Source organism: Mycobacterium sp. Panama NTM2 (genome assembly GCF_054355555.1).
The window spans coordinates 3,671,581-3,687,067 of sequence record NZ_CM135953.1 but is presented as its reverse complement, the minus strand read 5'-3'; the positions used below and the strand labels follow the sequence as shown (position 1 = coordinate 3,687,067).

Here is a 15,487-nt window from a genome sequence, read left to right as displayed (position 1 = left end):
CACCTCAGTCGACTGACGGCGCGATCCGCCGGCAGTGACCCTAGGAGGCGGTATGGCCGGTGTTGTCGACCCGATTGTGCTCGTCGCGCCAGACGGCGCACCCACGTCGGACACCCGATACCGAAGACAGCTGCCTCCCGAGACCCTGGCCTGGCTCTACGAGTCGATGGTCGTCACCCGCGAGCTCGACACCGAGTTCGTGAACCTGCAGCGCCAAGGCGGGCTGGCGCTCTACGCGTCGTGCCGCGGGCAGGAAGCCGCGCAGGTGGGCGCGACGGCCTGCCTGCGCAAGACCGACTGGCTGTTCCCGCAGTACCGCGAACTCGGCGCGTTCCTGGTTCGGGGGATCTCGCCACCGCAGATCGGCGCGCTGTGGCGCGGCCGGTGGCACGGCGGCGTCGGGTTCACCGACAAGTGCTGCGCCCCGATCTCGATTCCGATCGGCACGCAGGGCCTGCATGCCGTCGGTGCCGCGATGGCGGCGCAACGGCTCGGAGAGGACAGCGTGACCGTCGCGTTCCTCGGCGACGGCGCCACCAGCGAGGGCGATGTGCACGAAGCGCTCAACCTCGCGGCGGTGTACCGGGCGCCGTGTGTGTTCTTCGTGCAGAACAACCAGTGGGCGATCTCGATGCCGGTGCAACGGCAGATGGCCGCGGCGTCGATCGCCTCGCGCGCCGACGGCTACGGCATGCCCGGGGTGCGCGTGGACGGCAACGACGTCCTCGCGTGCTTCGCGGTGATGAGTGAGGCCGCCGTACGTGCCCGTGCCGGTGACGGACCGACGTTGATCGAGGCGGTGACCTACCGGATGGGGCCGCACACCACCTCCGACGATCCGACCCGCTACCGCGACGACGACGAGGTGGATCGCTGGCGCGCACGGGATCCCATCGCCCGGTATCGCACCTATCTCGAGCGCGAGGACGTGTGGTCCCAGCGGCTGGAAGACCGTGTCGCGCACCGGGTGCAGCGGATGCGCAGCGAGCTGCGCGAGGCAGTGCTGAGCGAACCGGACGCCGACATCCGAGAGGTGTTCGACACCGTCTACCACCGGATCACACCCGACCTGGTCCGCCAGCGCGACGCGCTGAGCGCAGAACTGGCCGCCGACGCACTCGAGGAGGTCTGACATGACCCAGTTGATCGAGCGGCCCTTCGGGTTCGACGACGACGTACCGGAGGTGGAGGCGTTGTCGATGGCCCAGGCCATCAACCGCGCGCTCTCGGATGCGATGCTCGCCGACGATCGGGTGCTGGTCTTCGGGGAGGACGTCGCGACGCTGGGCGGTGTCTTCCGCGTCACCGACGGGTTGGCCCAGAAGTTTGGTGACGGCCGGTGTTTCGACACCCCACTCGCCGAGTCCGCGATCATCGGTATTGCGATCGGCATGGCGATCCGCGGATTCGTCCCGGTTCCGGAGATCCAGTTCGACGGTTTCGCCGCGCCCGCGTTCGACCAGATCGTCAGCCATCTCGCGAAGTACCGGATGCGTACCCATGGCGACATCGACATGCCGGTGACCATCCGCATCCCGTCGTTCGGCGGAATCGGTGCGGTGGAGCACCATTCGGAATCCACCGAGACCTACTGGCTGCACACGGCGGGGTTGAAAGTCGTGGTCCCCGCCACGCCATCGGACGCGTACTGGTTGCTGAGGTACTCCATCGCCGAACGCGATCCGGTGATCTGCCTCGAACCCAAACGCCGGTACTGGGCCCGCGAACCCGTCGACACCCGCAATCCGGCCGAACCCCTGGGGCGCGCGGTGATCCGGCGGCCAGGCGAGGACGTCACCGTCATCACCTACGGACCGCTGGTCGCGACCGCACTCAACGCGGCCGACACTTGTTCCGCGGGCGTCGAAGTCGTGGATCTGCGGACGCTGAACCCGCTCGACATGGACACCGTCGCGGCGTCGGTGCGCAGGACCGGACGGGCGGTGGTCATGCACGAGGGTTCGCGCACACTGGGTTTCGGTGCCGAGTTGGCGGCCCGGATCTCCGAGGAGTGCTTCTACGAATTGGAGGCGCCCGTGCTGCGCGCCACCGGCTTCGACACACCGTATCCGCCGGCCCGGCTGGAACGACTGTGGCTGCCCGGCGTCGACCGGTTGCTCGACTGTATCGACGACGCGATGAGCCGGCCATGAGCGCGTCGCGCGACTTCCTCGTCCCCGACCTGGGTGAGGGGCTGGAGGATGCCACCATCACCAGTTGGGTCGTCGCCGTCGGCGACGAGGTGACGCTGAACCAGACGCTGTGCACCGTCGAGACCAACAAGGCCGAGGTGGAGATCCCCAGCCCCTACGCCGGGCGCGTCGTCGAACTCGGCGGTGCCGAGGGGCAGACGTTGCCGGTCGGCTCCCTGCTCGTCCGCATCGAGACGACCGGGAGCGAGCCGCAGCGCACGCCCGTGCTGGTGGGCTATGGCACCGATGCCGCGCTCGACGGCAGCCGTCGGCGCGTCCGCGCCAAGCCGCCGGTGCGCAAGCTGGCCGCCGACCTCGACGTGGACCTGGGCCGCATCGACGGCTCTGGACCGGAGGGCATCGTCACGAGAGCCGATGTGCTCGCGGCTGCCGAACCGACGGCTGACGCGCCGGTGACCGGCGTGCGGTTGGCGATGGCGCGCCGAATGGCTCTGTCGCGCAGCGAGATCCCGGATGCGAACGCGTCGGTCGACGTCGACGCCACCGAGCTGCTGCGGTTACGCGACCACTGCAGATCCGTCGGCGCGACGACGGTGACACCGTTCGTGTTGGTGCTTCGACTCACGGTGGCGGCGCTGCTCAGACATCCGGCGCTCAACGCCACCTGGCTGGACACTGTCGACGGGCCACGCATCCACACCCATTCGGCGATCCACCTCGGCGTCGCGGTGGCAGCGCCGCGCGGGCTGCTGGTCCCGGTGGTGCCGGATGCCCAGAACCGGACCGCCCGCCGGCTCGGCGACGAGGTCGCGGGTCTCGTCGCCGCCGCGCGGGACGGCACACTCACGCCGTCGCAGATGCAGGGGTCGACGTTCACGGTGTCGAACTTCGGGGCGCTGGGGCTCGACGACGGGGTGCCGGTGATCAACCATCCCGAAGCTGCGATCCTCGGCGTGGGATCGCTGCGGCCGCGCGCCGTGGTGGTCGACGGGGAGGTGGTGGCGCGCTCGACGATGCGCCTGACATGTGCATTCGATCATCGCGTCGCCGACGGCGCGCAGGTGGGCGCGTTCCTGTCCGAGCTGCGGTCGTCGATCGAGGCGCCGGCGACCGCACTGCTGGATCTCTGACGGCTATCGGCGTTGTGCGGCGGCCAGGCGCTCGGCGAACTCGGGGGACTCGATCGAACGCGCCTGGGGGCCGATCTCGACATCGACGGCCATGTGGTGTTGGTGCATGTCGGTGATGCCGGGGTTGGCCGTTGCCCGCATCGACGCCTTGGTCGCGAGGACGACGTCGCGCGGCGCCGACGCGGGACCGGCTGCCAGGGCGCGTGCGGCGGCGACGGGGTCGTCGGCGACGTCGAGTGCCAGCCCGTGCCGGACGGCCGACTCGGCGTCGAAGCGCAGTCCGAACAGCAGCGCGGCCCGCGCGGCCTGCGGTCCGATCGCGCGTTGCAGCATGAACGTCGCTCCACCGCCGGGATGGATGCCCAACTTCTGGAAGCGGGGGTCGAACAGTGCCGCCGGGCCGGCGATGCGTACATCGGCGGCCAGGGCGAGGTTCAGGCCGGCGCCGACGGCGGGTCCGTTGACCGCGGCGATGGTCGGCAGGCTGCATTCCGCGACGGCGAGGAAGCCGTCGTAGATGACCCGCAGCCCGTCTTCGGTGGCCTTGCCGAGCGCGGTCAGGTCCGCTCCGGCGCAGAACGCCTTGCCTGCGCCGGTTACGATCAGCGCGTGCACGTCGGGGTCAGCCTCGGCGGCCTCGACGGCGGTGCGCAACGCCGCCGAACTCTCGGCCGTGACCGCGTTGCGGCGGTCGGGATCGTTCACGGTGATGAGGGCGACGCGGTCGGTGACCTCGGTCAGTACCAGATCGGACATCGGGTCAGCGTAGCGAGGCGCTCAGATCGTCGAACAGGCGAACGGCCACCCGGGCACCCACGTCCACCTCGCACCATCTCTGCGTCACCGCATCATCGGCGTCGAGTGCGTGCCTGCTGTGTTCGAGCAGTCGGTCGGCGGCCGCCCGCGCACGGGCGACGACTTGGCGGCACACCCACACCGTGTCCTCGAGACTCGCCTCAGCGGTGGCGGATTCGAGCAGTTGCAGCTCGGCGGCGTCGATGTCCGACGCGGCGCGTGCGACCTGGGCCGCGTCGGAGTCCGCCGTCGTGCCGCCGTGGTACGCCGCGAGGTGGCTGCGGAGTTGCCCCACGTGTCGGCGCCAGAGTCCCTGGGTGGAACCGAGCACCGCGGCGGCCGCGCCGGTGGCGGTGAGGAGCGACGCTGTGGCGCCGTCGCCGAGCAGGACGTGGCCGGGGTCGACGACGACGTCGGATGCGGCCACCTCGGCCAGTCCCGCGCCGCGGGGTTCGATGCCGACAGCCACACAGTCGCGGGGGACCAGGACGCGGCACAGGGCGGTGTGGCGGGCCGGCAACACGAACCAGTCGGCGTAGCGGGCTCCGCCGACCGCGGTCCACCGCCCGGTGAGCCGGCCGTCGGAGAGTTCGCCGCAGCCGCAATGGGCCCGTGCGATCAAGGTGGTGTCGGGCCACGCGCCGCCGGCGGCCGAGGCCTCGAGGGAACCGATGTCAAACATCGCGTCGAGCCACGCGCGGGTGCCGTCGGCTATCGCGAGTTCATGGATACGCGAGACGAATTCGCGAACCCGTGTGTCCGGACCCGTCATACCGGCCTTTCTCGACGGCGGTCAGTGGTAAGCATGATCGTGGCACGCCGATCGTCGATGTCGAGTCCGTCCGCTCGAACCGTCCTCGAATCGGTGCGATCTCTACTCCCCGCGATCGCAGCGTCGGCCGCCGAGGTGGACCGACGCGGTGAGGTGGCCCCGGACGTGATCGCCGCGCTCCACGATGCAGGCTACTTCGCGCTTCTGCAGTCTCGGCGACCCGACGGAATCGACGCCGACCTCGGGACGTATCTCACGGCGACGCGCGAACTTTCGATGGCGTGCACGTCGACCGGGTGGCTGGCCGGTTGGTTGGGGGTGAACAGCTGGGGCCTGTCGGTACGCGACCCGCGTGTGCTCGGGGAAATCTGGGGACCTGACCCGCGTGCGTTGCTCTGCTCCTCCTATGCCCCGACGGGGCGGCTGCATCGCCGGGAGGGCGGGTTCTGGCTCTCGGGTCGATGGTCGAGATGTACCGGTGCGCGGCACTCGTCCTGGTTGAGCGCTGCGGCGCTGCGGGTCGGAGCCGATGGTGCCGCTCAGGATTTCATGGCCGTGTTGGTGCCGAGTTCCGACTTCGTCGTCGAACCGACGTGGAACGGCTTGGGTCTGAGGGGAATAGGTGCTGACGACGTCGTGGTGGCAGGAGCCTTCGTGCCCGACCACCGTGCGTTCAGCTGGCTGCACCTCGACGGCGAGGCGTCGGTGACGGCGCTGGATCGGCTCCCTCAGCCGACGGTGTTCACACTGGCGGGAACGATGCCCCTGCTGGGTGCGGCTCAGAGCGCGCTGCAAAGCGTGGGAGGTAGCGCGGGGCGTGCGGCGCTGAGTTCGATCGCATTGTCGGACAAAGACATCGAGTTGTCATTGCGCCAGATCCAGCGCAACGTTCGCGATCTCGTCCGGTGTGTCGATGACGGTGGGCATCCCGATTCCGCTCTGGTGTTGCGCAACCGGCGTGACCAGGTGATGGCGTGCGAGCGAGCGGTGCGTGCCGTGCGCGCTGTCGTCGCGGACGCAGACGACGGCGAGGGGTTGATCGAACGTCTGTGGCGCGACGTGCAGACGGCGCGTAAGCACGTGTCGAGCAACGTCGAGCAGGTGCTCACGGTCGCCGGCCGGTTCGCCGTGGGGCTGAGCATCGACGATCTGATCTGGTGAGCGGGCGTCAGACCCAGTCGTCGGAGGACAGCGTGCGCAGCACGCGAGACAGCATGTCGTCGGTGACGGCGGCGAGGTCTGCCTGGGCGCCCGTCGGTGCCGCTGCGTCGCCCAACCGGTCGGCGATCCCGCGCGCGGCGCGGGTCAGGAACGGCGCGACTCTTTTCAGGCGCTCGGCAGGAGCGGGACCGGTCAGGGACAGGCCGGCGATCTCACCGGCCGGTGTGCGAATCGCCGCAGCGACGCTGGCCAGCCCCACCACCAGTTCCTGGTCGTCGTAGGCCAGGCCGTGCCTGGCGCGAACGCGTGCGAGCTCGTGGTGAAGGGTCGGCAAGTCGGCGATCGTGGCGGGGGTGATCTTGCGGAGCGTGCGGTCGAGCAGCGCATCGATGTCCTCCGCGGACGTCTGGGCCAGCGCGGCTTTGCCCAGCGCGCTCGCATGCGCAGGCGTGCGCCCACCGACGCCGAACGGAACCACGATCCCGCTGCTGCCCGCGATCTTGTCCAGGCAGTGGACATCGGCGCCGACGAGCACGCCGAGGTGCACGACCAGCATGGTGTCGCTCTGCAAGCGTTCGAGCACTGGCGCGGCCACGCGGCGCAGCGCCTGATGATCGCCGGAGGCGGATACCGCCGCGGCGGCGAGGCGGTAACCGTCGGCCCGGTGCTCCACCAGGCCGGTCGCGTGCAGCTGGGTCAGAATGCGGTGCGTCGACGAGCGGGGGAGTCCGGTTCGGGACGCGATGTGATCCAGGCGCAGCAGGGTGCCCGCGTGGTCGAACGCGTTGAGGATCAACGACACCCGGGCCACCATTGACGAAGATCCCTCGACGTCTGCGTGCCGCACCTGAGTCACCGTAGCGGCGAACGCCCGGTGGCGGCGCCGAATGGCCACGCGGATCAGCCCCTCTGCCTGTGGGGCAGAGGGGCTGACCGGTAGCCGGTTCCTCAAGGGACGTCAGGCCGCGGCGTCGTGGTTGTCCGCAACCCTCTTGCTGCCGTCGCCAGCGGCACTGCTTGCGACGGGGCTGCGGCGCTTGCCGAACGGTTTTCTGGTCTTGGCCGGGGAGTCGTCGCTCTGCTGCACGGCCTCGGACTTCCTGGTGCGATCGCGTTTCCATGTCCGCGTAGTGGTTTCGCTGGCCTCGGGCGCCTGAGTCGCCTCGGCCACCTCGGTCTTGGTGGCTTTGGTGGCCTTGGTGGCCCGTGCGGTCGCGACATCGGTGGTCTCGTCGGTGGGCAAGATCGCCGGCGCCGGATCATTCTTGGTGCCGAAGCTGTCGATGATCTTGGCCCGAATGGCGCGGTGGTACTTGGAGACCGAGAACGCCGCGTCGGTGATGCTGTGATTGAGCGCGGCCGCAATGGTGGCCAGGTCGCGGGACTCGAATGACGCGACGAACTCCTGCGCGCTGGAGGCGAGTTGGCGGTTCAACGTCCGTCTCTGTCGGTGCACCTCGGCGACGAAAGTGGGCTCCGGCGCGAACAGCTTTCCGTTCCAGTTGACCAGGGTCCATCCGTCCTCGCCGTTGCCCTCGACGATCACGTACTGGGCGTTGCCCAGCGGGGCGGTCCTGAGCAGATCGATCTTCTGCGCAGCCGTGAGGTTCTGGGCGTTCATCATCGTCCAGAACATGATGGCGCCGCCGTGGGAGAAGATCGCGGCGTTGCGATCGCCGTTGTCGTAGATCGCCTCGAGCGCCTGGTCGACGCGAGCGTCGAACTCGTTGCCATCGATGGACCCCGGGATCCGCAGGTCGCGATTGCCCTGGACGGCCCACGCGAGCGGGTAGAGGCCGTAGCCGCTCGATGCCTGGCTCTCCGGCGTGCCTTCGAATACGCCTGCCTCGATCTCCTGCAGGCCGGGCAGAACCTGAATGGGCAGCCGGAGATCCTGGGACATGGGTGCGGCGGTGAGTTGGGTCCGCACCATCGTCGAGGCGTAGATGCCGTCGTAGTTGTTGTCGGAGAGCAGCGCGGCCACGGCCTCGGCCTGTAGTTGCCCCTTCGCGGTGAGCACCGGCCCGGGCGTCGAGGTGTCGATGTTGCCCGACGCATTGCCGGCCGACTCACCGTGGCGGATGAATGTCACTCTCATCAGCTCGGCCGCCGACGCCGGCACCGCGGCGCCGATCAGCAAGCCGATGACGGCCACAGCGACGCCGAGAACGCGCCACAGCGCGCCTGGCTGCCCGTGGGGCACGTCCGGATCAGACGCCTGTTTCATGAAGGGTTCCTCCCGCCGTTGGTCAAGGTCGGGTCCACGGTGAACGGCGGGTCAACGGGGGACAAGGTTCAGTCCCACTCACCGAGACCGGCTCAGAGGCTGCGCAACAGTGCCGCGGCTCGGACGTCGCTGTCGACGCTCAGCGCGATGTGGACAGTGGCATTGTCGAGGTCGCCGTCGCGAGTCCAGCCCAGGGTGACGTCTTCGCCGTACTTGATCGGTTTCCGATACTCGATGACCGCCCGGTAGGGCGCTGAACACACCTCGGGCGCCAGCGCCATCACCTCGTGGATCGCGTGCCAATATGCCGTGTTGGTGACGTGCTCGAAGAGATCGATGTCGGTGCGGCGCAACGCGAACGGCTCGGTGTGTTCGATGGTCTCCGGATTCTTCAGCCACGGCCGCCACTTGAGGCGATGCTCGGTTGTGGTGGTGCCGAACTTCTCGAGCAGCGTGTCGGTGGCGCGTTGCGGCGTCAGGGTCTTGGCGTTCATCGCGATCCAGAAACCCTCTGTCTCGATGCGGCCGCCGTCACTGCCGACGAGGTCCACCCGCATGGTGCACCACCGCAGTGACAGTGCCGAGCACCACCGGCTGAAGGTCACCTCGTTGGGGAACTCGATCGGCTCGATGACGTCGATGACGGTGCGCTGAACCAGCCAGTGCGGGTGCTCTTCCGCTTCTCCGGCATCGACGAGGTTTTCTGCACCCACCTCTTGGATGTAGCGGGCCACCCCGTCGAGGCGCAGGTTGAGGTCGTCGCCGACATCTCCCGTCGCGACCCGCCACGAGGTGGTGTACACATAGCCCGACTCGGGGCGCGGGCTCAACCGACGGTCGACGTCTTCGGTGCTCATCGCCGGTCAGCCTACGGTCCGTGGTCGTCTTCGGGCAGGAGGTGGCGTTCGGGGTGGTGGTAGCCGTTGGTGCGGCGTTGGCCGGTGTCTAGGTCGGGTGGGGGGAGCCATTCGGTCTGGCCGCGGTCGTTGATGCGGGTGGTCCAGCCGGTCTGCTCGACCATGCGGTTGTCCGGCCCGCAGGCCAGGGTGAGGTTGGTGATGTCGGTGGCCCCGCCGCGCTTCCAGTCCTCGATGTGGTGGACCTGGGTCCAGTAGCCGGGCACGGTGCAGCCGGGGCGGGTGCAGCCCCGCGCGGAGGAGTGCAACACGATCCGCTGCGCCGGGGAGGCGAGTCGTTTGGTGCGGCCGAGGTAGAGCGGCTCGTTGGTGTGCTGATCGAACACCGCCAAGTAATGGTGGGCGTGGGCGGCCATCCGGATCAAATCCGCCATCGGCAACAGCGAACCCCCACCGGTCACCGCCACCCCCGCACCCTTCTCGAGTTCTTGGAGTGTTAAGGAAACAATGACCGTGACGGGTAACCCGTTGTGGGAGCCGAGGTCTCCGGAGCTCAGCGCCATCCGGCCGACGGCCAGCCACGCGTCGTGGTTGCGTTGGGCTGCACTACGGGTGTCGGACCGGCGCTGTTCGTCAGCGGGCTCTGCGTCGACGCAGGGGGTCTCGTCATCAGGATTGGACATCCCCGGAGCGGCGAGTTTCGCCTGGATGGCTTCGTAGGTGGCGCGCCATTCGGGGGTGACCCACCCGGTGAGGCGGCTCATCCCGTCGGCCTGCTGCTCGCCGAGCTTAAGGCCGCGTCGGCGGGCCTGGTCGGCGTCGGTGGGTTCGGGACCGTCTTGGTCGATCATCGCCGCCAACCGATCGGCGGATTTCTTCAGATCCTCGGGGGTCAATCCCGCACCGAGCGACGCCAACTGGCGGTCGGCGGCGGCGCGGGTGTCGACGTCGACCCACCCGGGCAGGTCCTTGTGGAACGTCGCGATCACCGCGACATGCTCGGCATCCAGGGCGCCGGTCGCCTGCGCGGCCGCTGTTGCCTCCCAGGCCGGTGGCAGCGGTTCGCCGGTCAGGGCTTGCCGGGGCCCCAGGTTCTCGGCGTCAGCCAGGCGTCGTTTCGCCTCACGCTCGGACACCCGCAGCGCGGTGGTGAGTACTTTCTTCCACGATGCCTCCCCGAGCCGACGGGGCTCCGTCTCCGCAGTGAGTCGAGCCAGAATCTGGTGTTCCAGCGCCGGGACAGACCGGATCACTGACGTGACCTCCGCCATCGCAACCACCAGGTCGCGGTGGGACAGCCCGTCGCAGGCGTCGTGCAGGATCGCGAGTTGAGCCCGCATTCCCGCCACCGCGTCCGCCACCACATCCACGTCTCGAACAATAGTTCGAACCACCGACAAGAAGAGCCTCGGATGTGACGACATATGCCGCTGGGGCAATTGAGGCCAAAGAGATTGCAGTGACCCACTGACAGAAACGGATCAGCCGTCGCGGGGCTTCGTCCACCGCATCAGGTAGCGGTAGTACAGCGCGCGGCGGATCGTCACACCCGGCAGCACCTCGGACGCGGAGCGGCGGATCTCGGCCAGATTTTCACGCGGATCGGCGACGGCCACGCCGATGTCACGCGTCTCGCGGTGCCACCACGAGCCCAGGCGTACCGCCGGCAAGCACAACGCGGACCACATCCAGTCGGCGACGGTCGTGTTCGCGCTCAGTCCGACCACTGCGAGGTCACCGCCGGGCCGCAGCATCTGCTTCGCGGCCGCCAGTGTCGGCCGCAAGTCCAGATGATGCAGGCTGGCGACAAAGGTGATGAGGTCGAATCGCACACTGGTGGTGGCGATTTCATCGAACGTGCTCTCGACGACGGATACGCCCGCGACGTCCGCCAGTCTCGCGCGTGCTCGCCGAATCGCGTCAGGGTCGGGATCGATGCCGACGACGGAGCGGGCCACCGGCGCGAGCCGCGACACGAGAAGTCCGTCGCCGCAACCGACGTCGAGGACGTCACGGCCGTGGGCGCGTGCCAGTACCCACGGATGGTAAGCGGTGTTGTGGTTCCAGTACGGGCCCATCCGCCTCAGTCCGCGGTATCGGCGTCGTCTCCGTCTGCTGCACCGTGTGAGTCGGCCGGGGTCTTCGAGACCTCTCTCTGTTGAACGGCTTTCGATTGCGAAGCGTCCTCACGCTCGGCAGCGCGCGCTCGAATTCGCTCCAGCCGACGCTCGCGACGCGTCTCCGCACCGGTCGTGGCGCTGTCGGCTTTCTCGATCTCGGCCTTGTCGGTCGACTCGACCTCAGGAGCTTCGGTGTCCTTGTCCGACAGGGCTTTCAGACCGTCGCGAACCGCGCCCGGCACTTTTGCGACCGTCTCGGCGAGTTCGCCGACCGTCGGCGCGAGACGCGCGGGCCGATACCGACTCGGGTCGGACGGGATCGGGTTGTTGTCGTAGTACGCCGAGTCGACGATCACTTTAAGCAGGGGCTCGCTGACGTCGGCGATCGCGTCGCCGAAGGGAACGACGTCGCGGATCAGCCGTGCCAACGGCAATTCCTTGGTGGTGTAGGTGACGTAGGTAGTGTTCCCGCGAGTCGTCACGTAGGCGACCACGCGGTCACCGTCAGGAGCGTCGCATCGCGCGTCGCTACAGGGCATTGCGTCCGCGCTGCCGGCGAGCACCGCGCAGGTGCTGGCGCCGCCGCAGGAGACGGTCGGGCGTCCCGCCTCGTCCACGGGAAGGTCGATCTGGTCCTGCTCGCGATAGCCGTACAGATAGGCGACCAAAGAGTTCACGTGGGCGACGAGGTTCAGCAGGTCCGCGGGCGCATTCGAGTTGTAGTTGTACTGGTAGGCGATGTCGACCACCGCGGCAGCGGCGGTGTCCACCGGCGAGGGAAACGGGTTGACCCCGATGAGCGAGAACCACGGGTAACGCGTGCCGAATCCGCCATCGGGCCGCGACACGTTGTTGTCGAGGACGAACACGCTCGAGGGCAGCGCCGGATCCTGGTGGCGATCGAGGCGCGACAGCACCACGCTGGCGTTCGCGGCGCCCCACCCTGACGCGAGAACCGCGTTGGCTTCACCCGAGTGCGCCTGAAGCGCCGCGTCGATCGCCGCGGGGCCGCCACCGAAGGGCACGCCGATCAGATCGGCACCCGGCTGGCCGCCGGGGTTGTACGGCGCCTGGTTGAACAGACCCTCGAAGAAGTTCTCGTTGCCGCTGCCATCCGGATGGGTCGAGCTGCCCACCACGATCAGTGCGGACAGGTCCACCGGAAGTGCCGAGAGCGCTGTCGGCTGCACGCCTGCGACACCGGCGACCGTTGCTGCGACCCCGATCGCGGCTGCGCTGACGACGCCGGCTTTGCCCCGACCGCTCCTGCGATGTTTCGCCATGTTCCCGTATCCTCCCCCGACGCTTTCGGGGTCACCGTATCTCACCGGCAGTCCGAGGCGTTTGCCGAAGAACCCCCGGTGGCCGTTCGCTGATACATGACCTGGCGTGATCTGCCGGTCACGGCGCAGCGTCAATGCTGTTGTGGCTGAGGCGGAAAGTGTCAGCCTCGGACAATTGACGCTGTCATAAATCTCTGGCCGGATTTCGCTGTGATCATCGCGTCGTCGGCGTAGTGTCTGCCCCGTTTCCGATGGTGACGGCGGAGGTTGTGTCATGAGTGCTGCTAGCTATATCGGTCGCGTGGGCGGCCTGGCGATCGCCCTGGGAGTGGGGACCGCGATCATCACCGGGCAGGGCGTGGCGTATGCCGACGACACCGGGGCGTCCGTCTCACGCCCGTCCCAGTCCCAGTCGGATTCTCCGCGGGGCGACTCGGCCACGCTCGACACGCGGCCGGTGGGCAAGCACCGCAGCACCGAGCGCACGTCGCTGTCGGACACGGTCAAGGGCATCGCCGACCGGGTGGCCGAGCAACGCCAGAAGCGAGCCGAGGCCAGAGCGGAAGCCGGCGCGGACGACGCCGACTCGGCCGACGAGTCTCCCCGCAGTGGCGGCTCCGACCGTCGCCAGAAGCGCTCCGACACGGTGGAGAAGAAGCAGGTCTCATCGGAGGTCGACGCGGTATCGGCGCCGTCCGACGACCCGGAACCCGCCGCGGAACAGCCCCGCGTTCTGTCCTGGCTGCAGACGCCCCGCGCGGTCGCGGGCCGCGAGCAGGCCGCCGAGCCCCGGGTGCGGACCACGCTGTGGACGCCGCGCAGCCAAGACGTCCAGGAGGCGCCCGCTCGCACCGTGGTTTCCGGCCTGCTGACCGCACTCGACCGGGCGTTCACTCCCGCGTCGTCGGGGAACGGCTCGGCGCCGGTCGGCGGGTCGTTGTCGGACCTGCTGCTGCTCGCCGGCGCGCGGCGCGAGTCCGCGCTCGTTCAGCCCACGGCCATCGATCCCTACTCGGTCGCAGTCGTGCAGGGCGTGATCGCGGGCTGCGTCGTCGGGACGACGTGCACCACCGCGGACGGTTCCACCTACACCGTCATCGATCGGCCGAGCAACGGCGGCAAGCTGACCCTGGACGCGACGACAGGAGCCTTCCGCTTCCTGCCCTACGCCGACGAGAAACTCACCGACGGGCCGAACGGCACGGAGACCTTCTCGGTGCTGGTGGCGCAGAACACCAAGTTCACCACCGTGATCACCGGCCTGCCGATCGTCGGATCGTCGCTCATCACACCTGTCGTGCAGAGACTGCAGCAGGCGGGCGTCCTGTCCGGTCTGCTCGGAACCGCTGAGCTGCAGGACATTTCCGTCGACATCACCGCGCTGCGGGCGGGCGCGCCGGTCGCGTTCACCACGTTCGTGACGTCCTGGGACGGCACCAAGATCAGCACCAACTTCTTCCCCGCGCTGGCGGGTGTCCCCGACAACGACGGTCAGGCAGGCTACGAGACCATCTTCAACGGACCCGGCCTGGCGCAGCCGGGCGCGACCGACCCGGCCGACCCGTTCGTCTCCACATTCCGCTCCCTGGGCTACAACGTCGTCACGTGGGACCCCCGCGGCGAGTTCGCCTCGGGCGGCGTACTGCAACTCGACAGCCCGCAGTACGAGGGTCAGGACGTCTCCGAGTTGATCAGCTGGGTCGCAACGCAGAGCGGCGTCGAACTGGACAAGGCCGGCGATCCCAGAATGGGTATGGTCGGCGTCTCCTACGGCGGCGGCATCCAATTCGTCACGGCCGCAAGCGATGACCGCGTCGACGCCATCGCACCCGGCTGGGCCTGGAACACCCTGCCCGATTCGCTGTACCCGCACAGCGCGTTCCGCACCTCATACGCCGGCCTGCTGCTGCTCGGGCTGATCGAGACCGGGGCGCGGATCAACCCGCAGATCTACGGCGGCATCCTCACCGGCGCCTCGCTCGGAATCCTCACGCCGAGTCAGATTCAGCTGCTGCAGACCAGCGGCCCGGGTCAGACGGTGCGCAACATCGACATCCCCACCCTGATCATCCAGGGCACCGTCGATGTGTTGTTCCCGCTGCAGCAGTCCATCATCAACATGGGCTACATGGCCAACAATCCGAATGTGAAGCTGATCTGGTACTGCGGCGGCCACGGCACCTGCCTGCCGGGTCAGGGCAACGGTGATGCCGACAATGTGTGGTTCCTCAGCGAGACCGCGACGTGGATGCTGAAGTACGTCAAGGACCTCCCCATCCCGGAGCCCTACGCATTCGAGTGGACCGATCAGAATGGTGATCGCTGGTCGTCGGTGACTCGGCCGACCGCGAGCGATTTTTACGACGCCGAGAGCAAGGTTCCGGCGACGGTGTGGAGCACCGGCAAGACGCTGCCGATCATCCCGTTCATCGGCGGTTCGGGTCCCAGCCCGGACGTGCCGCTGCCCTACGGGTTGGGCGACGGTTCGGTGGCGACGAACGCGGTCACGATTCCGCTGAGCAACCCGGATGGCGAGGCCAACGTCGTCGGTGCGCCGCACGTGGTGATCAACTACAGCGGCCTGGGCAGCAGCCGTCACATCTACGCCCAGGTGGTCGACAAGAGCACCGGGCTCGTCGTCGGCAACATCGTCTCGCCGGTGCCGGTCACCCTCAACGGTCGCGATCAGGTCGCCGAGATCGACCTCGAGGACATCGCCTACACGATGACCCCCGACAGCGAGCTGGAGCTGCAGATCTTCACCACCGCAACGCCGTTCCTTAACTTCACCCAGTTCGGATTCGTGCACATCGACAGCGTGGAGGTGAGCCTGCCGACCACCTCGGCGGGCGTGAACCAGGGGCCGAACCTGCTGCCGGTGTAGCGACAGACGGGTAGAGAGGTAAGCGCCCCCGGCAGGGATCGAACCTGCGGCCAACCGCTTAGAAGGCGGTCGCTCTATCCACTGAGCTACGGAGGCAGTGCCCGA

The 15,487-nt window shown here is 68.4% G+C and carries 13 protein-coding genes and 1 tRNA gene; 5 read left to right on the top strand and 9 right to left on the bottom strand.

The window, feature by feature from the left end; translation table 11 throughout:
• The first annotated feature begins 52 nt into the window (after positions 1-52).
• Genes pdhA through ACXYX3_RS17380 form a run of 3 tightly spaced genes read left to right on the top strand, consistent with a single transcriptional unit; the run spans position 53 to position 3,283 of the window.
• On the top strand, positions 53-1,132 hold the full coding sequence (pdhA, locus tag ACXYX3_RS17390) for a pyruvate dehydrogenase (acetyl-transferring) E1 component subunit alpha (protein WP_458608368.1): 1,080 nt from the start codon (positions 53-55) through the stop codon (positions 1,130-1,132).
• A gap of 1 nt (position 1,133) precedes the next feature.
• A complete protein-coding gene (locus ACXYX3_RS17385) occupies positions 1,134-2,153 on the top strand; it encodes an alpha-ketoacid dehydrogenase subunit beta (protein ID WP_458608367.1) in 1,020 nt (339 codons plus the stop codon).
• On the top strand, positions 2,150-3,283 hold the full coding sequence (locus ACXYX3_RS17380) for a dihydrolipoamide acetyltransferase family protein (protein ID WP_458608366.1): 1,134 nt from the start codon (positions 2,150-2,152) through the stop codon (positions 3,281-3,283). Before ACXYX3_RS17385 ends, ACXYX3_RS17380 begins: the two co-directional genes overlap by 4 nt.
• 3 nt (positions 3,284-3,286) lie before the next feature.
• Here ACXYX3_RS17380 and ACXYX3_RS17375 read toward each other — a convergent pair whose 3' ends face one another.
• Entirely contained in the window at positions 3,287-4,039 is a 753-nt protein-coding gene (locus ACXYX3_RS17375; RefSeq protein WP_458608365.1) for an enoyl-CoA hydratase, read from the bottom strand.
• Positions 4,040-4,043: 4 nt separating this feature from the next.
• Complete coding sequence (locus ACXYX3_RS17370) at positions 4,044-4,850, bottom strand: acyl-CoA dehydrogenase family protein (protein WP_458608364.1); 807 nt, start codon at positions 4,848-4,850, stop codon at positions 4,044-4,046.
• 93 nt (positions 4,851-4,943) lie between these two features.
• Between ACXYX3_RS17370 and ACXYX3_RS17365 the strand changes: the two genes are divergently transcribed.
• On the top strand, positions 4,944-6,011 hold the full coding sequence (locus ACXYX3_RS17365) for an acyl-CoA dehydrogenase family protein (protein WP_458608363.1): 1,068 nt from the start codon (positions 4,944-4,946) through the stop codon (positions 6,009-6,011).
• Positions 6,012-6,018: 7 nt separating this feature from the next.
• Here ACXYX3_RS17365 and ACXYX3_RS17360 read toward each other — a convergent pair whose 3' ends face one another.
• From ACXYX3_RS17360 to ACXYX3_RS17335, 6 genes are all read right to left on the bottom strand, one after another.
• Complete coding sequence (locus ACXYX3_RS17360; RefSeq protein ID WP_458608362.1) at positions 6,019-6,858, bottom strand: IclR family transcriptional regulator; 840 nt, start codon at positions 6,856-6,858, stop codon at positions 6,019-6,021.
• A gap of 111 nt (positions 6,859-6,969) precedes the next feature.
• On the bottom strand, positions 6,970-8,238 hold the full coding sequence (locus ACXYX3_RS17355; protein WP_458608361.1) for a histidine phosphatase family protein: 1,269 nt from the start codon (positions 8,236-8,238) through the stop codon (positions 6,970-6,972).
• Positions 8,239-8,330: 92 nt separating this feature from the next.
• Entirely contained in the window at positions 8,331-9,095 is a 765-nt protein-coding gene (locus ACXYX3_RS17350; RefSeq protein WP_458608360.1) for an acyl-[acyl-carrier-protein] thioesterase, read from the bottom strand.
• Between the two features lie 11 nt (positions 9,096-9,106).
• On the bottom strand, positions 9,107-10,465 hold the full coding sequence (locus ACXYX3_RS17345) for an HNH endonuclease signature motif containing protein (protein WP_458608359.1): 1,359 nt from the start codon (positions 10,463-10,465) through the stop codon (positions 9,107-9,109).
• A gap of 111 nt (positions 10,466-10,576) precedes the next feature.
• Positions 10,577-11,173 (bottom strand): class I SAM-dependent methyltransferase, encoded by a 597-nt coding sequence (locus ACXYX3_RS17340; RefSeq protein WP_458608358.1) that lies wholly within the window; start codon positions 11,171-11,173, stop codon positions 10,577-10,579.
• Positions 11,174-11,178: 5 nt separating this feature from the next.
• Complete coding sequence (locus tag ACXYX3_RS17335) at positions 11,179-12,498, bottom strand: PE-PPE domain-containing protein (RefSeq protein WP_458608357.1); 1,320 nt, start codon at positions 12,496-12,498, stop codon at positions 11,179-11,181.
• Between the two features lie 274 nt (positions 12,499-12,772).
• Here ACXYX3_RS17335 and ACXYX3_RS17330 point away from each other — a divergent pair, with 274 nt between their 5' ends.
• Positions 12,773-15,382, top strand: a complete 2,610-nt coding sequence (locus ACXYX3_RS17330; protein WP_458608356.1) for a CocE/NonD family hydrolase — start codon at positions 12,773-12,775, stop codon at positions 15,380-15,382.
• Positions 15,383-15,405: 23 nt separating this feature from the next.
• Here the strand turns inward: ACXYX3_RS17330 and ACXYX3_RS17325 are convergent.
• Positions 15,406-15,478: transfer RNA gene (locus tag ACXYX3_RS17325), tRNA-Arg, on the bottom strand.
• Between the last annotated feature and the right edge of the window lie 9 nt (positions 15,479-15,487).